The sequence below is a fragment of the Paenibacillus sp. ClWae2A genome, assembly GCF_032452295.1.
Classification (GTDB): Bacteria; Bacillota; Bacilli; order Paenibacillales; family Paenibacillaceae; genus Paenibacillus.
In genome coordinates, this window is record NZ_JAULSQ010000002.1 from 955763 (window position 1) to 976151 (window position 20389).

Annotated in this window: 13 protein-coding genes and 1 tRNA gene; 2 read left to right on the forward strand and 12 right to left on the reverse strand. The window is 47.2% G+C overall.

From position 1 onward, the window contains the following. Positions 1 to 38: 38 nt before the first annotated feature. From QVE09_RS10455 to QVE09_RS10465, 3 genes are all read right to left on the reverse strand, one after another. Complete coding sequence (locus QVE09_RS10455; protein WP_076327048.1) at positions 39 to 605, reverse strand: hypothetical protein; 567 nt, start codon at positions 603 to 605, stop codon at positions 39 to 41. Between the two features lie 119 nt (positions 606 to 724). After that, positions 725 to 1144 (reverse strand): DUF350 domain-containing protein, encoded by a 420-nt coding sequence (locus QVE09_RS10460; RefSeq protein ID WP_036610109.1) that lies wholly within the window; start codon positions 1142 to 1144, stop codon positions 725 to 727. A 71-nt stretch (positions 1145 to 1215) separates the two neighbouring features. Continuing rightward, positions 1216 to 3582 (reverse strand): endonuclease MutS2, encoded by a 2367-nt coding sequence (locus tag QVE09_RS10465; RefSeq protein ID WP_047842259.1) that lies wholly within the window; start codon positions 3580 to 3582, stop codon positions 1216 to 1218. Positions 3583 to 3769: 187 nt separating this feature from the next. On the opposite strand from QVE09_RS10465, the gene QVE09_RS10470 reads away from it, so the two are divergent. Further along, on the forward strand, positions 3770 to 4129 hold the full coding sequence (locus QVE09_RS10470; protein ID WP_017689637.1) for a phage holin family protein: 360 nt from the start codon (positions 3770 to 3772) through the stop codon (positions 4127 to 4129). 219 nt (positions 4130 to 4348) lie between these two features. Next, positions 4349 to 4735, forward strand: coding sequence for a cupredoxin domain-containing protein (locus tag QVE09_RS10475; protein WP_315936760.1), 387 nt, complete (start codon positions 4349 to 4351; stop codon positions 4733 to 4735). Between the two features lie 104 nt (positions 4736 to 4839). Here the strand turns inward: QVE09_RS10475 and QVE09_RS10480 are convergent, their stop codons facing one another. The 9 genes from QVE09_RS10480 to QVE09_RS10520 form a co-directional block, all read right to left on the reverse strand. Continuing rightward, positions 4840 to 7548, reverse strand: a complete 2709-nt coding sequence (locus tag QVE09_RS10480; RefSeq protein ID WP_315936761.1) for a hypothetical protein — start codon at positions 7546 to 7548, stop codon at positions 4840 to 4842. Positions 7549 to 7686: 138 nt separating this feature from the next. Then, positions 7687 to 10140, reverse strand: coding sequence for a phenylalanine--tRNA ligase subunit beta (gene pheT / locus QVE09_RS10485; protein WP_315936762.1), 2454 nt, complete (start codon positions 10138 to 10140; stop codon positions 7687 to 7689). 89 nt (positions 10141 to 10229) lie between these two features. After that, complete coding sequence (gene pheS / locus QVE09_RS10490) at positions 10230 to 11264, reverse strand: phenylalanine--tRNA ligase subunit alpha (RefSeq protein ID WP_017689641.1); 1035 nt, start codon at positions 11262 to 11264, stop codon at positions 10230 to 10232. A gap of 596 nt (positions 11265 to 11860) precedes the next feature. After that, a complete protein-coding gene (abc-f, locus tag QVE09_RS10495; RefSeq protein ID WP_315936763.1) occupies positions 11861 to 13753 on the reverse strand; it encodes a ribosomal protection-like ABC-F family protein in 1893 nt (630 codons plus the stop codon). A gap of 520 nt (positions 13754 to 14273) precedes the next feature. Further along, positions 14274 to 14344 (reverse strand) — tRNA-Gly (locus QVE09_RS10500). 161 nt (positions 14345 to 14505) lie between these two features. Then, positions 14506 to 16632 (reverse strand): bifunctional diguanylate cyclase/phosphodiesterase, encoded by a 2127-nt coding sequence (locus tag QVE09_RS10505; protein ID WP_315936764.1) that lies wholly within the window; start codon positions 16630 to 16632, stop codon positions 14506 to 14508. Between the two features lie 289 nt (positions 16633 to 16921). Continuing rightward, positions 16922 to 17878, reverse strand: coding sequence for an aldolase catalytic domain-containing protein (locus QVE09_RS10510; RefSeq protein ID WP_017689644.1), 957 nt, complete (start codon positions 17876 to 17878; stop codon positions 16922 to 16924). A gap of 83 nt (positions 17879 to 17961) precedes the next feature. Then, positions 17962 to 19275, reverse strand: coding sequence for a hypothetical protein (locus QVE09_RS10515; RefSeq protein WP_315936765.1), 1314 nt, complete (start codon positions 19273 to 19275; stop codon positions 17962 to 17964). Then, positions 19272 to 20387, reverse strand: coding sequence for a DUF58 domain-containing protein (locus QVE09_RS10520; protein WP_315936766.1), 1116 nt, complete (start codon positions 20385 to 20387; stop codon positions 19272 to 19274). Before QVE09_RS10520 ends, QVE09_RS10515 begins: the two co-directional genes overlap by 4 nt. Positions 20388 to 20389: the final 2 nt, after the last annotated feature.

Here is a 20389-nt window from a genome sequence, read left to right on the forward strand (position 1 = left end):
CAGGATGGCTATGAAATTGGTTAGAATCTCCCAAATGTTTATTCCTGCGTACTCAGGTTCTTGATCAGACGCAGACGATCTTCCTCAGACAGGCTGTATTGGACTTGGAAACATCCCGAGCATACATAGGTCAATACTTTAAACGGTGATGCCAATAGTGACCCTTCGCCTGAAGCTGCGTTAGCAACTGGTGTGAAGTTATCCTGCGTTGTAGCTTGTGTACCTGCGAGAATCATGAATTCCCGGCAATTCGGGCACTCTGGTACTTCTTCCTGATGATCAAGTTGCTTCTGTACACCTTGTTCATACTGAATGAGATCATTACCTTCATCCGCGTATTTGGTTAACGTTCGCAACTCTGGCAATTTGAGTTCGACTTCATCCCCCCACAGATCCGAAAGATCCGTAGTCTGTTTCTCGTTCGTTACATCGTCTACATCATAGATGTCGTCCTCAGCTTCATCGTTCTCTTCATCATCGATGTTAATGTTGAGCGTTCGGTATCCTTTTAACTCATTGTGGCAATAAGGACACTCTTCTTCGGGACCGAGCTCCTCATCCCATACAATCTCCGTCTGACACCAAGGGCATACTGTTGTTTCCATATTGATCAACCTTTCTCTTTCATATAATCATGTATTCATTACATAGATGACACCGATGGCAAAAAACACGATCGATGCCGCAAACAAAATCCGTATCAATATCTTCATGACCGGTCCCCCTAGATAATGCTCGCGCCAATAACAAACGACAGCGAGACTGAAATAATCATGGATATCAATCCGACAGCTCGGTTATCCGATTCGATCTCCTTATCAATGGAGAACACGGGTGTCAGGAATTCGAACAAAAAGTAGGCAATGAGCAGAAGGATAAACCCTACGAATGACCACGTCATGGCTTCATATACCGAAGATTTCGCTTGTATGCAGAACCGCAATACGTTGCAGATCCCGAAGATCTTACCTCCTGTAGCCATCGCAACGGCCACATTGCCCTTCTTGATCTCCGTCCAGCATTTATACTTGGTCACCAGTTCGAAGCAAGCCAGAAATACAAGCAGCTCCATAATCGCTACCGAGAAAAAACCGAGTACCATCCCCAAGGGATGAGACAGCAATTGGTCAATGCTTTCTATCACGCACCGTTCCCCTCTCCCCATCTGCGACCTTCATGAATAAGGTCGCAGAATATCATTGATTCATGGACCGGCTATTCCAATTCTGCGACGGTCACACCGTTCCCGCCTTCTCCGTAATTGCCCAGCCGGTAGCTTTTAATATGTTTATGCTTACGCAGGTAATCCTGAATACCGGAACGTAAAATTCCTGTACCTTTACCGTGAATAATATAAACTTGGCCCAGGTTGGCAAGGAAAGCTTCATCAATGAACCGGTCTGTCTCCATCAGGGCTTCTTCCAGGTTTGTACCACGCAGATCCAATTCACTTTTCACATTGTCATCACGTGTGCGCTTCATACCCGTTACCGGTTTTTGCTTTGGTTTGGCTGCGGGAGCCGATTGCTGCAGTTCCAGGTCATCCAGGGATACTTTCATTTTCATAATCCCCAGTTGTACCATAGCGTCTTTGCTACCCGCCATCTCTACAACATGGCCTTTTTGATTCAAACTGTAGACAAGCACTTCATCACCAGGACCGATAGCACGAGTCTTCGGCGCTGTTGCCGTCTTCTTGACCGTTTTTCTGCGTTTCTCCGGTTCAGCCTCGTCCAGCTGTTTGCGGGCAGCAATGAGTTTGTGCTCCTTCACGGAAGCACCTTCTTCCATAGCCAACAGGCGAAGATCTGCTATAATCTTCTCCGCTTCCGCGCGAGCCTTGTCCACAATGCTGCGTGCATCTTCTTCTGCTTTTTCAATCCGGCGATCACGCTGTTGTTCCAGCTTCTCCAGTTCGGTCTGATGACGACTGCGTAATTTCTCCATATCCTGGCGCAAGCTCTCGGCCTTCTCACGCTCTTGTTCAGCCGTAAGACGGTTCTCTTCAAGAGAAGCAATCATGTGCTCAATCCGTTGATCCTCTTCCTTCACTTCGCCACGAGCGTAGTCGAGAATGTAACCCGGCAGTCCCAGTCGCTCTGCAATGGCAAATGCATTACTTCGTCCAGGTACACCCACCAGAAGGCGATAGGTTGGACTCAGTGTGTTGATGTCAAATTCCATGCTCGCATTAATGACACCTTTACGCTCATATGCGTATGCTTTCAGTTCACTGTAGTGAGTGGTTGCAACCATGCGACATCCCGTCCGGTGCATATGCTCCAGCATGGAGATCGCCAGTGCGGAACCTTCAGCCGGATCTGTCCCTGCGCCAAGTTCATCGAGTAATACCAAACTTTTTGGTGTCATGTTTTTCAGAATACGAATGATGTTGGTCATATGACTGGAGAAAGTACTCAGATTCTGCTCAATACTCTGCTCGTCCCCAATGTCTGCATAGATCGCATCAAATACACATAACTGACTGCCATCCTCAGCCGGAACAAATAAACCGGACATAGCCATCAGACTGAGCAATCCAATTGTTTTGAGCGTTACCGTTTTACCACCCGTATTCGGACCTGTCACGATAATGGATGTGTAATCATTGCCCAACTCTATGTCGATTGGAACCACGTTCTCAATCGGAATCAGTGGATGACGGCCTTTCTTGAGCTTCAGGAACCCGCGGTCATTCATGCGAGGCAATGTTGCTTTCAGTTCACGAGCCAGACGTGCTTTGGCAAAGATAAAATCAAGTGATCCCAGCAAGTCGACATCATACAACAGCCACTCTCCCTGCTCACTGACAAGTGCCGTCAATTTCTGCAAAATAATTTCTATTTCGCGTTCTTCCCGAATCCGGGTCTCGCGTAATTTGTTGTTCATTGCAACAATGGATTCCGGCTCAATGAACAATGTCGCACCCGAACCGGATTGATCGTGCACAATCCCGCCAAAGTACGAACGATATTCAGCTTTCACCGGGATAACAAAACGGTCTCCTCTGATGGTGATGAGCTGATCCTGCAGCATCTTGGATACGGTAGAGGATCGAATCATGGAATCGAGTTTTTCGCGAATCCGCGCTTCTCCGCCTCGCAGTTCACGACGAATCTGCGCCAACGTTACGCTTGCACTGTCGGCAACTTCTGCATTATCGTCAATACAGATTTTGATAGCATCCTCAAGCGTTTTTTGCTCTGACAGTTGATCACTGATATAGAACAAAGATTCGATGGGCTCATCTTCATGCAAAGTACCAATCTGACGTTTCAATCGCCGCGCCGCGAAGGTTGTATTGGATATTCCCAAAAGTTCGTGAGGGTTAAGTGTGCCTCCAATTTCAGCACGTTTGATGGAAGCCGTAATATCTACAATTCCCCCAAACGACGGTGAGCCTTTCAGGCGATCAAATGTGAAGGCTTCATCGGTTTGCTGCAGCAACCGCTTCACTTCTTCAAGTTCACTGCTTGGTTCAAGTTGCTCCGCTTTCTTTTTTCCCATGGTCGTCTGGGCAAAGCTAAGCAATGTATTTAAAATTTTGCGATATTCCAGTGTGTGTAAAATTTTCGTGTCCAAGTGTACAACTCCTTCCAAACTATATCTGTATTATAACGAAAGAAACTTTCTTACGCTATTTAACGAATCCTTCCACACATAACTTAAACCATAGCACCACAAACTACAGGTGTCAGGATTGTGCAACCTCTCCATCCCCTTGGAGTTGTCCTGCTCAGTTCAATCCGAATAAAAGGAGGTAAACGCCATGAATTTCCTGGGACATGTCGTGCGATTTATCATCGCCGCAATTGTATTAATGGTCGTCAGCTGGATCGTTCCCGGATTCGCCGTTGGTGGCTTCTGGAGCGCCCTGTTGCTTGCTCTCGTCATTGCCCTGCTCGGCTGGATCGTTGAAGGTATCTTCGGCAAAAGGGTCAACCCGTTTGGTCGCGGTATTGTCGGATTTATCGTTAGCGCACTGGTAATTTGGCTTGGTCAATATGTTGTAGATCATGTTGAGGTCAGCCTGCTCGGTGCCATTCTCGCTGCGCTGGTTATCGGGATTATCGATCTCTTCATCCCGGTATCCACCCCTTTTGATGCCGGACGAAGCTCCAAAAGTTAATCTCCACTTCTCCTTAACGTCCCCATGAATTCTCCTAAACCTCTGAAGGCCATGTGCCGGAAGGGGTTTATTTCATTCGGGCAGTACCACTCTCTGCCGTACACGTACAATTTTCAAAAAAACGACATACGCAGCGTGTACAGGCATCCACATATTGCGGTATGATGACTGGAGCAATCATTCAAATTTTATCCATATCACGCTTTAAGGAGGCACATGATGAAGAAAGGCATAACATGGCTCGCTGCCTGTATGTTAATTCTGGTCCTCACTGCATGTGGAGGGGCGAAACAGTCCGCAGAATCTGGCAGCAATGGATCCGATGCTGAAGTTACAGCCAGTGAAGAACTGATCATCAAGGCAAGCAACTATGAATTCGATCAACCTGAGTACCATCTTAAAAAAGGCGTTCCCGTTAACATTGTTTATAAAAATGAAAACGGAAATCACGGGATCCTTGTGCCTGAGCTGAATCTTCAACTGGATACCAGAAATAGCTCCAAAGTCATAACCCCGGACAAAGTTGGTGAGTTTGAAATGTCCTGTTCTGTCTTCTGTGGTTCAGGACACAGCAGCATGATCTCCAAAATTATCGTTGAAGAATAGTATTCAAGACAAGGAGCCCCCGCAGCGACGGGAGCTCCTTCTTTAGTATAACAAATTGTACCAGAGTACGTTGCCCACGAGCCAGTCCTGCTACATTCATTCCGTTAGGTCTGGTCCTGTTCAATCAATTCAATCCATTCGTTATATTCCGTCTGCAATTTCGTATATTCATCATGCAACTGACGATATTCCGTGTTCAGCTGCTCTGCCTTCTCCTGCTCCATTTCACGTTCAACCTGTAACAAACGTAATTGATTGGCCGCTAATTCGTAACGCTCCCCCATCTCAAGCAGTTCAGTTTCCATGATCTCTTTCTCTTGGGTCGCTTCTGCACGTAACTTGTCCAGCTGCTGTCGTTCTTGCTCCAGTCCCTCCAGCAACTCACTACTTGCAGCACTTTCGCTCTTCCAAACCGTCAGTTCATTCTCAAGTGCAGCCCAGCGTTCCTGCCAGGATTGCTCCTGAGCCGCCCATTCATCTGCACGGCGTTGCCACACCTGGTCGTTCTGCTCTGCTTGTTCAACGCTTGAGCGAAGTTCTTCTTCACGTCTTGTCAACTGCTCCAGACGGGATGCCAACTCGGCCTGTTTGGCTGACAGTTCTTCGTGTTTGATCTGCCACTCCAACGCTTCTTCCTCAGTCTGGGCTAGCCGGCTCTCTTGCTCAGAGTAACGCTCGGAAAGTTTAGCTGAAGAATGTCTTGCTTCTTCAAGCGCGCTCACAATCTCTTGCTTCTCCTTGCTCAATTCATCCAGCTTGGAACTGTAATTCTCTTCCCGTTGTAATGCATCACTGTAATCATTACGGATTTGTTTATAGTTATCCTGAAGTCGGTTCAGCTCTTCCCGAACAACATTCAGCTCAACTTCAAGCTGATTGCGTTTCTCTTCCAAAAGCTCTGCATCCTTCTGGTATTGCACAGCCTCTTCATGGTTGAAACGAGACTCTTCCTTCACCACGGACAATTCATCATGAAGGGATTGCACACCAGACTCCAACGTTTCATTCTGTTCAGCAACTTCAAGAATCTGGTTCTCCAGATCTCCGATCTCAGCCAATCGCTGCTCAGCAAGGTCCTTCCAGGACTGCTCACGTTCCGTAAGCGTGCCAATCTCATTCTGCAATGTACGCACCGCTGCATGAGCCTGTTCAAGCACCTTTTGCAGTCTGCGCTGTTCCTCTTCCGACTTCACTTCAGCCTCACGAAGCTTTTGCACTTCCTGTTCAAGCTGTGCATGTTGCTCCTGAAGTTTGCGTAGCTGTGCTGTGAGAGAGGTTTCTCTATCCACAGTTTCATTATATTTCTGCTTCCATTGTTCCTGTGAATCACGGGATTGCTGGGCAGCCTGTTCCGTTTCACGCAAAAGCTCCTGCAACTGGGAACGGTCCTCTTTCAACTGCTCCAGTTGTTGTTCCAGTTCCGTAATTCGGCGAGTCTGAACTTCCTGCTCCTGTTTACGAACCTCATGCTCATGACGTAACGATTCCAATTGACCACGCTCGTGCTGAAGCTGCTGTTCTTGCTCTGCAACCATGTCCTGTGCACTGATGAGCTGGGTCATTACTTCTTCTAATTGTTCTTCGACATCTAATAGTCGAGTCTCCGCCTGTTTACGTTGTTCCTCAAGTTGCTGCTTGAGCTTGCCCTGTTCTTCTTGCAACAAGGCCTCTGCCGCCGCTTCGGCTTCTTTCGCCTGGGACGCTGCTGCTTCCTTGGCTTGCTGCATTTGTTCCTCGAGGGCTGCTTCTTTCTCCATCCATTCGAGTTCTGACTGTTCGGATAATGCTTTGAACTCCGCATTTAATTGATTTATCTGATTCAGGCGCTTCTGCTCCGCTTGTTCCTGCAAGGCAGCCCGCTCCTGATTCGCTTGATCCGTCAGAGCCTGAGTCTGTTCCAGCGCTTTTTCTTCAGCCTGCTGAAGCCGAAGTTCCATCTGTTGCTGAAGTTCGTTATATTGCAGCGCTGCTTCTTCCTGAGCTTTCTTCAGGTTGTTCTCAGCCTGTTCCAACTCTAACAGAATGGCTGACTCGGCTTCTTCCTTGGCTGTCTGAACCTGCTGTGCAGCCTTGGCCTCAATTCGTTGACGTTCTGCAACGGCACGGCTTTCGGCTTCTTTTAATTGAGCTGCAGTCTTGTCCTGCAATTCCTTATATTGTGCCGCAGCTTTGGCCTGCGCCTGCTGCAATTCGGCTGCAGAACGGTTCTGAGCTTCTTTGAGCTGAGAAGCGGCCTGTGCCTGTGCATTTTTAAGCTGGTTAGCCGCTTTCTCTTCCATTTCCTTCAGCTGTTTCGTTCCCTTGGCTTCTGCTTCCTTCAGTTGTGCCGTAGCTTGAGCCTGCAATTTCTGCACTCGCTCCGTTGCTTGAGCGCGTTCTTGCTCCAGCAGCTTATTCAACTTGGCTATCTCTGAAATCTTGTCCGTTTCAGCCTTTTGCAGCGCCTGCTCTGCTTCAAGCTTCAGCTTCTGTAAATCAGCAAGAGCCTGGTCACGCCGTTCCAATTCTTGTTGATGTTCATTTTGTATGGCGTTTAACCGATTCAATTCGTTTCTCAGTTCTGTACGTTCTCCAGTGAGCATCTTCAGTTCATTACGGATTTCCTGAGTCTGAAGAGACTGTTCAGCCATATGTACAGCCGCCAGTACCGCAATGCGCGGAGTATCCAGACGGGAATTTTGCTTGGAGATTGCGCCCATACGCTCATCTACCAGGTTAGCTACTTGTTTCATATAGTCGGCACTGCTGCCAACCAGTTTATAGGAAGTCCCGTAGATCTCTACGGTGACGCGTGTACGATCAGGTGTAGTCACAGTTGTGCCCTCCTTCAAGTCTGTATGTTGATTCTAAGCTGTAATCACAAAAAAGTCACATCGATCCTCTAATGCTAAGGATTCGATGTGACTTCAAACAATTCCTGCTAATCTTTGTTCAAAAAATCTTCTTTTGTCCTATTTACGCAATTCCGCTCCGAATTGCTCTTCCAGACGAGCCACTACACGGGCATGAACTTCAGTAACTTCCTCATCGGTCAGTGTACGTTCACGATTCCGGTACACCAGTGCCATCGCCACGCTTTTCTTGTTTTCACCCAGTTTACTTCCAGTAAACACATCGAATACCTGTACGTTTTGTAACAATTCACCCGCCGATTCACGAATGGCGCGCAGCATATCTCCAGCTTCAACATCCTCATTCACAACAACCGCGATATCACGTTCCATGGCTGGGAAACGCGGAAGCTCACGATAACGAATATCTGCGTCTGCTTCGCTGTAGATCGATTCAAGTGCAATCTCTGCGATGTACACATCATTCAGATCATACTGCTGTTGCAGTTCCGGATGCAATTGACCCAATGTACCGATCAATGTGCCTTCCCCGCCATCCTTACCTTCCAGGTAAACCGATGCGGAACGTCCCGGATGGAATCCTTCAGGGCTGTTCGCTACCAAGCGAATGCGTTGTTCAAGCCCCACATAGGCAAATAGATGCTCAAGGGCACCTTTCAGATCGAAGAAGTCTACTTTCTCCGCTCCAACATTCCACTGCTGGCTTGCACGATTCCCAGTAAGCAGCAAGCCCAGTACCGGAATCTCATGCGGTTGCTTGGTCAATTGATCTTCTTCAGTGAAGAACACATTGCCCACTTCAAATACAGCCAGTGAATCCTGTTTACGGTTCATGTTATACACCGCTGCATCCAGCATTTGCGGCAAAATACTCGTACGAAGCACACTTCGGTCCTCACTCATAGGCATCGCGAGTTTCACGGCTTTACTGCCTTGTGTCAATGCCGGGAACAATGTTGCTTTATCCGGGTGTACAAAGGAGTAACTGATCATTTCCTGCCAGCCACTGCCTGAGAGCAATCCACGAATGGTGCGACGCATCGCTTGAGAGCGTGTATATGCCCCCGGAGTTGTCGGTCCTTCAATCCATGTGGTTGGAATGTTGTCGTATCCGTACAGGCGTGCAATCTCTTCAAACAAGTCCACATCGAGCGTAATATCCCCTCTGCGTGTTGGTACTTCCACATCCAGCAATCCTTGATCAGCATCACCACATGCAAAGTGCAAGCGAGCGAAGATCGTTTTTACCTCAAGCAAAGACAGATCGGTTCCCAGATAACGATTCAGTCTGTCCAGCGACAATTGAATTACACGTTTCTCCGCAGCTTCCGCTCCAGCTTCCACGATTCCCTGATGCACTTCACCCTCAGCATAACGCTGAATCAGTTCAGCCGCACGATCCAAAGCCGTAATCACCGCACCCGGGTCTACTTCCTTCTCAAAACGCATGCTTGCTTCGGAACGCAGCCCCAGTTGGCGCGACGTTTTCCGAACGGTTCCGCCATCGAACTTGGCGGACTCCAGCAACAGATTCACTGTGCCTTCCGATACCTCGGAATTCTCGCCACCCATAACCCCAGCGATCGCTACAGGTTTCACGCCATCTGTGATGAGCAACATATGCGGCTCCAGCTTGCGCTCCTGTCCATCCAGCGTAACGATCGTTTCACCTTCGTTGGCCATCCGCACTTCAATATGGCCCTTTTCCAGCTTATCCGCATCGAATGCATGTAGCGGTTGACCGTATTCCAGCATGACATAGTTCGTGATATCAACGATGTTATTGATTGGGCGAACACCTGCCGCCATGAGACGGTTTTGCATCCACAGCGGGGAAGCACCCAGCTTAATGCCGGTTACATAACGAGCTGCATAGTGAATGCATTGCTCCTGTGCCTTAATCTCTACAGAGATATGATTCGCAGCTGCATCGCGAGCTTCAACCAGTTGGTCTTTGGGACTTGGCAGCTTCACTTCACGACCCAGGATGGCACCCACTTCATAAGCCGCACCACGCATGCTTAGACAGTCGGAACGGTTCGGTGTCAGGTCCAGTTCAAGCACATGGTCGTCGAGACCAAGAACCTGGCTGATCGGCGTGCCAATCTCCGTTTGTTCCGGCAGAACGAGAATACCTTCCTGCTGATCTTTGGGCAGCAATTTGTCGTTCATGCCCAGCTCTTTGGCGGAACAGATCATGCCAAGGGAGACAACACCGCGCAGTTTGGCTTTTTTGATATCCAATCCACCAGGGAGCTTCGCTCCGACCAGGGCTACGACTACTTTTTGGCCTGCATCCACATTTTTCGCACCACACACGATCTGCAGATCTTCTTCCTGACCAGCATCAATGACACATACATTCAGTTTGTCTGCATCGGGGTGTTTCTCCTTGCTCTTCACATAACCTACAACAACTTTATTCACGCCCTTGTTGCGGTTCTCCACTACATCAATTTCGACACCCGCACGGGTGATTTTCTCCGCCAATTCCTGTGGCGTCACACCTTCAAGGGAAATATAATCAGACAGCCAATCTGTCGATACTCTCATGGACGTTCACTTCCTTCATCTATAAATTGGTGTTCCCTGTTCATTCTTCATCCGCTTGCTCTATATGGTTAATCTTTCTTGTCTTAAAGTTACAGCCGTCCGAATTGCTTCAGGAAGGTCAGATCACTGTTGTAGAAGTGACGGATATCATCGACACCATACTTCAGCATCGCGATACGCTCTACGCCCATACCAAATGCAAAACCACTGTATTTCTCCGGATCATAACCACCCATTTCCAGTACTTTCGGGTGAACCATACCGCCTCCCAAAATTTCAAGCCAGCCTGTTTGCTTACATACCCGACAGCCGCTGCCGCCACATTGTACACAGGTTACATCCACTTCCGCACTTGGCTCCGTGAACGGGAAGAAACTTGGACGCAGACGAATTTCTGTGTGGGAACCGAACATTTCGCGTACGAATTGCAGCAGGGTCCCTTTCAGATCGCTCATACGAATGTTTTCGCTGATGACCAATCCTTCAACCTGGTTGAATTGGAAAGAGTGTGTCGCATCGTCATCATCACGGCGGTATACTTTACCTGGGCAGATGACTTTGACAGGCACTTCGCCCTTCATGCTCTGCATGGTACGTACTTGAACCGGAGATGTATGGGTACGCATCAACAAGTCTTCGGTAACATAGAAAGAATCCTGCATATCGCGCGCCGGGTGATTCTTCGGCAGATTCAATGCTTCAAAGTTGTAATAATCCATTTCGACTTCAGGACCTTCCGCAACGCGGTATCCCATACCGATGAAAATATCTTCGATCTCCTGTACCACTTTGGTCAGTGGATGCAGCCCGCCTTGACGTCCACGACGTCCTGGCAGGGTCACATCAATTTTCTCGGATTGCAGACGCTTCGCCGTCTCTTCCTTCTGGAACTGATCCTGCTTGCTGTCGATGACTTCCTCAATGGCAGCCCGAACATCATTGGCTACTTGACCAATAACTGGACGTTCCTCCGCACTAAGTGCACCCATACCACGCAAAATTTCAGTTAATGCACCCTTTTTCCCCAAATACTTCACACGCAGATCACCGAGCGTCTGCGGATCATTCACACCAGACAACTGCTCCAGCGCTTCGATCTTCAATGCCTCTAAACGTTCTTTCATGTGTAATTGCCCCCTTTTTGTGGTGTTTTTGCAACAAAAAAAGGCCTTCTCTCCCCTGAAGGGACGAAAAGACCGTGGTACCACCCTTGTTAGACATCCATTGCTGCGTGGCCCTTCTGGCCTGCAACTGGTTCTGTCTCACTTTGTACGGAATAACGACCGTTAACCGTTTGCCCCTACTGTTGCCTCTGTGTCTGCACACAAACAGGTTCAGGGAACCGCTTCGGAGTGAATTTCGGCAGCCTTGTTCTACAGAAACGCTCTCAATCTACGGCGCTTCCTCCCTGTCCAGAGGCACTGCTTACTTATCTCCATCATCACGTTTGCTTTTAAGTTAAACCTCTAGAGGTTGTCAAAAAGTCCGCTTTTGATTACGAATGATGCCTGACGGCATCATCAGCGTCGAATATGGCATTCAGCCGAAATGTCCGTTGCTCACGTAGTTTTCCTACGCTCCGCTACTCCATTTCTATCTTCATCCCATCTTCTTGGTACTGAAAACCGATCTTTTTGAACACTTACCTATATCGATGTAATCATCGATGATCGTTCATAATTATATGCAAAATAGATCGAAATAGCAAGCCGTCCATGTTCTAATTTATGCTTGCACCCTTATCTTTCAATTGTTTCAGGCGCTGCTGGATTTCGCGAATCTCAGCTGCCTCGACTGCTCGCTCATTCGAATGCTCGGGCTGTGTCAGACTGTCTTTTCCAGCAGTGCTCACAGGAGACAGCAACTCCGATAGGCGCATCTCCAATCGTAACCGCTCGTCATCGGATTCCCGGGTCTCCAGCGCCACCTCCCGAAGTTTGGTGGACTGCTCCCAATCCGACACACCTCCTTCAAACAGAGTTGCTGTGCCACCAGCCTCCAGATCGCATAACCGATTCGCGAGTGACTTCGTCAGCATCCGGTCATGGGATACAAGCACCAAAGCACCTGAAGCCTGTTTTAATACATTCTCCATGACTTCCTGGGTATCAATGTCCAGATAATTCGTCGGTTCGTCCAGCACCAGCAGATTGGCTCCGCCAAAGTACAGTCTCAAAAATGCCACTCTGCACTTTTCCCCCATGCTCAAATCCCCAATGCGCTTGAACACATCATCTCTGGAAAATAGGAAACATCCCAGAATGGTCCGTGCCGCACTTTGTGTCATGGATGGAAGGGTAAGCAAGCTGTCCAGCAGCGTCAGATTTTCGGGAAGCCCTTCCAGCTCCTGTGAAAAGTAACCGATTTTCAGCTGTGGATGCCGTGTGACCTTGCCTTGCGAAGGTTCCAGTTCACCAATCATCAACTTCAGCAGTGTTGTCTTGCCGGTTCCATTAGGACCTCGTACAGCAAGCCGATCTCCGCGTTCCACAGTAATTCGAAGATTGCGTAGCAATGATTTGTCTCCCGTATATGAAAAACTCACCTCTTCCAGCGCAAGCAACTGGCGTGCAGCCAGTGGATTCATCTGTAATTCCATGTTCAACTTTGCAGCTTCACGAGGTTTATCCACCCGTTCCCGCTCCAAACGCTCCAGCTGTTTTTGTTTCGCATGGTAACGTGAAATATTTTTGTTGGCTTTGGCCTTGTAGAAGCTCTTGGTGATCTTCACCTCCACATCAGTCGCCGAATTATGCGCTTTATGGAACCATTCCTGATAATTTCGAATCGTTTCTTCCAGCGCCTTACGTTCCAATTCCTGCCTGCGGTAGATCGTTTCCTGTTCGCGTAATTCACGCTCTTTGTGGATCTTGTAGTCGGAGTATCCGCCCTTGTATTTGGTCAGGGCATCTGGACTGAACTCAATGACTCCTGTTGCTACCTGATCAATAAACGTACGATCATGTGATACAAATAACAGCGTACCTTCATATGAGGATAACCACTCTTCCAGCCAACGCATGCTTCCCTCATCCAGATGATTTGTCGGTTCATCCAGGATCAGGAATTTGGGTTTGCTGACAAGCAGCCCCGCCAAACGAGCCTTTGTTTTTTGTCCACCGCTCAAGGAATGATAGGGTCTATTCCAATGCTCCGCGGATAATCCAAGGCGAGTCAGTACTTTCTCTACCTCAGTCTCCCACATATAACCGTTCAACTGTTCATATTGCCCCATCACTTGTGTATAAGCTGCAAGCAACTCTTCATCCGCTTCAGTGCTCATGCTCAAACGTTGTTCCAGTTCTTCCAAATTCCGTTTCACTTCATAGATCTGACCGCTCTCACGCCGGACCGCATCCAGTACATTCATCCCGGCCTCAATCTCCGAGCGCTGGCGCATGAACCCCCATTCCTGCTGAGGGATATGACGTTCAATCCGTCCACCACCATGCTCCTCACCCAAAATGATACGTAACAACGTTGTCTTGCCGCATCCGTTGCGACCCAAAATGGCGAGTCGTTCGCCCTCATTAATCTCCAAATTCAATCCTGTAAACAATTCAATACCGTTCCACTCTTTTGATACTTCATGTAAGCGTACCAATGTCATCATGAGGCCTCATCCTTCCTGCATCCTTTCTGCTGAACAAAAAAAACCGCTGGCATCAGCCGGCGGTTTAGCAATTCAGGGTTGGATCAAGCATTCAAAGACAGATCTAAGGTAAGCTACGGCATGAACAAAGAAACCCCAAACACAGGGTACACGTAAACCTCAAAGGCTTACTTGCTCCATACCTGATCCCATAGCTGAATTTGGACACACGAATCCCCTCATTGCTCAGCCGCTCTGGCTGACTGCGTCATAAAACCGTCTGCAGTTAACTGGGGTTCAATTCATGTGTTTTACTTCATGGGACGTATGGTTACCTCTCATTCATGTGTAGTATCAATTTCTCCGTTATTGTACCAGATCATTGTAAAAAAGCAAAGGGTATATAAATTAAACTAAAGAATACTTACTTACTCGCCACTACGAAAACAGAACAATCTTCTGATCGCTGTTACCACGGGATTTCTTTTAAGGTAATAGAAAAAAGCCCCTGCATCGCAAGGGCTCCGGTACTGCTTCATTAAGCGGGTGATGGGAATCGAACCCACGCTATTAGCTTGGAAGGCTAAAGTTCTACCATTGAACTACACCCGCATGATTAAAGATTTAATTGTTAAGTTCCTTAGGAATTCAACAGTGATTTTACAAATAATAATATACCATGATCCTCTATAGCATGCAAGTCATATTTTCCATTTTTTTCATTACACATCCATCTTAAAAAAGCAGGAGCACCCTTGCGCCCCCGCTGTTCCCTATCCTGTAGGCTTATCCACATCTCTCAAAAACTGCTTTTCAAATTCAGCGGCTTTAATCGGTTTGCTGAAGAAATAACCCTGAGCCTCGTGACAGTGTTGATTACGAAGAAAGACCATCTGTTCTTCGTTCTCCACGCCCTCAGCTGTGACTTTCAGTTGTAAATGATGCGCCATTGAAGTGATGGTAGATACAATCGCAGCGTTATTGCTGTCCTCCATGACTTCATTAACGAATGAACGGTCAATCTTGAGCCGATCAATCGGCAGATCCTTCAGATAGTGCAACGAGCTGTACCCCGTTCCAAAATCATCAATACTGATATGCACACCAATTTCTTTGATTTTGCGCAACTGTTCGAACGACCGGTCTTTGTCAAATGTCATGCTCTCTGTAATCTCCAGTTCAAGCCATACAGGTTCTAATCCTGTCTCCTTGAGAATGCCATTGATATTGTCCAACAAATGGGAGTGCCTGAATTGTCTCATCGACAGATTCACCGAAACACACAGTTTACGATAACCGGCTTCCTGCCACTGTTTGTTCTGTGCACACGCTTCACGAAGCACCCATTCGCCAAGTGGCACAATGAGCCCACTCTCTTCTGCCAGAGGAATAAATTCCGCCGGAGATACCGAGCCTCGCTGCGGATGCTGCCAACGCACCAATGCTTCCATGCCAACGATTAGCCCACTTTGCAGATTAACCTGCGGCTGGTAGACCAGGTAGAACTGACCTCGATCCAACGCCTTGCGCAGATCATTCTCAAGCTGCAAACGCTCCTGTGCCTTCATCTGCATCGCATGGGCAAAACGATTCAGTTCCATTCCTTGTTCCTTCGCACTGTGCAAAGCCGTATCTGCATTCTGAATAATCTCCAGTGGTGACTCACCATCATGTGGGAAAATGGCCATCCCGATTCCAAGTGTAAGATGATACTCATTGCCATCAACCAAGACGGGCTTCTCAAAAAGTTGCAAAATGGATCTTGTCCGACGCAACGCTGTATCGGTTGAACTGAAATCTGTCATCGTTAATGCAAACTCATCTCTTCCCAATCCAAAGACTTCTTCTCCTGGAAGTGACGAATGTTTCAGTCGTTGGCCTACCTGACGCAAAACCCGGTTAGCTGCTTGCTGTCCGAGCGAATCATTAATGGTTTTGAACCGGTTAATATTCAGGACCAATACACCAACAAGCTGTTCCTGCACCACGGCATCATCCATCATCTTTTTCAACCGTTGTGAAAGGCGACGACGGTTTGGAAGTCCGGTTACATCATCATGATGAGCAATATAGTTCATCTTGGCTTCCGCGACCTGCTGTTGCAGGAAAGGCATGTCCACTACGGACGTATACAGCCCTTTTTGAATGAAAAAATATGCCATACAATTACTCAGCAATCCTAACAACAGATTGAAATCGTTCACCCCAGTTGCTGAAACAAAATAACATTCACCAAAAAAGAAACACAGAATGCCACATAGAATGGTTGGTAAATCACCATCTTTGGTTTTTTTCCATTGTGAAAACAAAAGAACTGCAATAATGCCATAAAGCAATCCGATCATAAAATGAACTCGAGTGAAGATACCACCAAGCACTTCCCCCTCAAGCATACTTGGCAATATGCTCCATTCCTGAATAGCCACTATGTACAAAATAACAAAGGTACCCAATGTCCCACTGAACAGTAAGAATTTGCGTGGTAATGCAATTTCTTTCTCATTAATGGTATACACGAGCAGTAAACCTAATGAACATACCAAAGATCCCATGGTTGACATCATTAAGGAGAACTCCGATTCCATCATGGCTCCATTTGGAATCTCTTCTGCAAATGAAACGATATGAACCAGTTCAAACAGACCAATCAATAAAAAGAGTGTTGTCAATAATGTCCTCCGAAGAGTTAGCTTCTGTGTCCGAAACAACCAGCTTTGATTATAGATGCCGATACAAGCGGCTGCCGCAGCGAATCCACCCAAGAGTGTCAAAACCGGGTAACCCGATATGATCAGATCAGAGCTTGAAGAAGAACGAAACCATTGACTTGCGAGGAAACACAATAAGCCGCACACAGCGACCCAACTTATTTTTCTCTGATCTTGCAGATTAACCTTCATGCCGTGTTTTCCTTCCCGGGATCACCTATCCTGAATTACATTAACCAAACTTAACAACTTACTACACGATTCGACAAAAAACATATTAACCAACGTTCAATTCACATGCATACACATGCTATCTGGTACATAATAACATTTAAATTTGTATACGTGAACTAAAAAATAGTTACTCCTAGGAATATTTATTCATAAATATAGAGAAAAACAAGGCATTAAGAACTAAAAAAACATGGATCTCCAGTTAGAGTCCATGTTTTCCTAATTTGCAACTGTATTTCAGACTAAATTACTTATCAAAATTCACTTCTGGTGTTGTTAATTTATCATAGAAATCAACAACCTTATCCTTGTCTTCCGATGAGCGAATCGCCATCGCTGAACGTGGATGCTCGTCCAACGCACCTGTAATCATGTAAGGCAGAATGTAACCCCATTCTTCTTTTTCTCTCAGTGGAACCATCAACTGTTCCAATACACCAAGTACTGGACGCAGATTGTATTTTGTTCCTTTGAGATGAGCCACAAGCAATTCGGTTGGGCAGTTACCTGCCGCACGTCCCATACCATACACAGAAGCATCAAGCAGCTCAACGCCAAGTTCCGCCGCAACCAATGTGTTAGAAAACGCAAGTTGCATATTATTATGTGTGTGAACACCAAGACGCTTGTTAGGCAAGTGAGTCTTGAACTTCTCCACCAGATACTTCACATCATTATGATCCAGACTGCCATAAGAATCTACAATATAAACCACATCTACGGAGCTTTCTTTGATCAATTCAAATGCTTCCAGCAATTCATTCTCCATAACATTGGAGAGTGCCATAATATTCAGTGTAGTTTCGTATCCACGATCATGGAATGTTTGAACCAGTGCAAGTGCCTTGTCCACATCTTTGCTGTAGCAGGCAACCCGGATCAGATCCAGCATGCTCTCACTGCGAGGCAAGATATCATTTTCGTCCACACGTCCAACGTCAACCAGTGCAGACAGTTTGGTATTGCCTTTTTGAGGAATAACTTTACGCAGGAAATCATCGTTCAGGAAACGCCATGGTCCTGCTTCCTCGGCACCTTTAAGCAACTTCGGAGAGTTCTTATATCCAATTTCCATATAATCAACGCCAGCTTCATTCAATCCAGCATACAGCTGTTGAACAAAGTCCACGCTAAAGTCCCAATTATTCACCAATCCGCCATCACGGATCGTACAATCTACAATTTTGCAATGATTTGTCTTCATTAATGTCTGCTCCTTTTCTGACCAACTTGTGTATTCCTCTCATGATACTTGAACGTGACAAGAAAAGTAAAGGGATTCCGGACTTATTTACTTCGATAAGATTTCCAGATTCGGTCAATCTCAACCATATCGGAATGATCCGGAACCTTTCCTCCATACCGCACGCTGTTATACGTATCTGGAAGTCTCGCAGACAGTTCATCTTCTTCCAACTTCACACCATTCTGAATAATGGTCTGTGCAGCCTCGAGCGGAGTGTGCGTCCCCTGTATATCCACTCCTCGATGAGCGGCTCTGTCAATCCAAGTCCGATAGTAATACCGAACACGTTCAGCATCCTGTGCAGGTGGCGCTTCTTTCTTACGAAACCAATTCTTTCGGACTTTTGCTGGCGCATCAAGCGTCTCACTGACATCGATATACTCCTTCCGTGGTTCTGCCTTTTTTTCACCTGGTTGTAACATCCCCTTGAATCGGTCTATAAGTCTGTTTATCGTTTTTTGTCCCAACCTCAGAAGCAGCCACAGGATGGCTCCTGCTACAGCACACATCACTACCCATCCGAGGATGTTCCAGAAGACTGAGGGCTCGGATGGCGGCTCCCTCCAGTCATTCGGTATATTTAGCGGCTGATTGGGGTTGTCCATTGGCAATCGTGGCTCCTCGCCGGAAATCGGACCAAACCATCCCCTGATCCATGCGAGCAAGCGGTCACGTAGCGGCCCCAGCCAGGCAGCCAGACTTGGGAAAGCACCGATCGCAACGATAACAATAAACATCCACATGAACCGCTGATGATTCGCACGTGCAAAATCTCTTAATACCAATCTTCTCTTGCCATCATTAAGTATTGCCTGATCCAGTTGCAGCATATATCGTCCAACCAGCCAAAAAGCAAAGCTGATCACTCCCGCAATATAGATCCATACAGTGTAGGTTTGTATCGGCTGCATGAATTCCAACGAATTCGAAGCAATCATAAGCACGATCGCACTGATTACACCCATAATCTGCAAGCGCCATAACAACACAGAATGAAAGACTGGCTGGAAGGTCAGACCTGCATAAGCCGAGATGACTCCACACAGTACCAATGTGATGATATCCGGCAATGGGAGAATGAGGCTCATCCCAGCAACGAGTGCGAAGAAAAATCCCACGACGAGTGCCGTTACTCCACGAATGAATGTACTTTTCTCGCTAAAACCTGGAATTTTATGCTGAATGAATTGTCCCAACCAACCTACGAGAACAACCAGGATGAATAATGTGAACGGCAAATGTTCCATTGCGTAGAATGAAGCAAGCGTAAATATCGGAAATAGATATATGCCAGCCATCAAGACGGCAAGCATCACTATGAGTCCTGTGGTCGTCGCTACCTGTCTGCTCCTCATGCACTCACCGCCTTCGTATTCCCCTTCATGTCCTCTACCGGGAGAATCGTTACACGATGCCCTTGTTCGTGCAGACGTGCAATCTCGTGCTCCATAGCGGCAGATACGTAGGATGTAATTAGCAGATAGCTGCGGATTTGCTGTGCTTCTTCATTCAGACGTACTTCGTCATTCAGGAATTGCTCCATGGGCACCATACATTTCAACTCTGTCCCAGCCATAGCTTCCAGTAACCGTTCCAGATGTGGCGTGCCATAATCCGGCTCAATCCGAAGTGTATCGCGGCCTCCACCCACATGATAACCATTATGGGCGAAACCTGCCGGCAACCCTCTACCGATGGCATCCACTGCAGCCGTGGCAGCGTAACGAAGTGCCCGTTCAATCTTTTCCGGTCGAGTAACAACACTCCACATATCTGCAGATTCCTGAATGTTGACTACAATCCAGGATTGCGGATCAGCTGTCCATCCCTGCTTGTAGACCTGTAATTCACCTGTACGTGCACTCGCTTTCCAGTGAATACGATTCATGGGGTCGCCTGCGCCATAAGGCCGAACACCCAGAATCAAGAAAGGATCTTCAACGATCCATCGTGATACTTCCACTTCTCCCTGCCATACCTGATAAATCGCAGGAAGATCCTCTGCATTCACTAATGAAGGATACACGACCATAGACATTTGCAAAGGAATCGGTTTGGTGGAACGCCACACGCCAAAAAGATCCCCACCTGTCATCGTTGCTGTATTTAACGGATAAATCCCACGCTGAGTACATGTAAAAGGATGCTTGCGCGTAATACGAGTGAACGGTTTTAACGTAAAAATACTCTTATGGTTCTGATAGATTTCGCCTTGACTAATATCCATACCTGAGCCGGAACGAAATACAAACGACACTGGCATCATCGATTCAAGTCTGAGCCACGGTACGGAGACCCGTTTCTCATTCGATATCGTCTCCACCATCTCAAGTTCATCTCCAGCGTAACAACGCAGCTTGCTGAATTGTCTGCTGTACTTGAGCTTTCGCAGTGCCGGTCGTCCAAACCACACACCATGTATAACAACGACAATGCCTCCAACAAGGACAAGCCATAATAATGCCATAA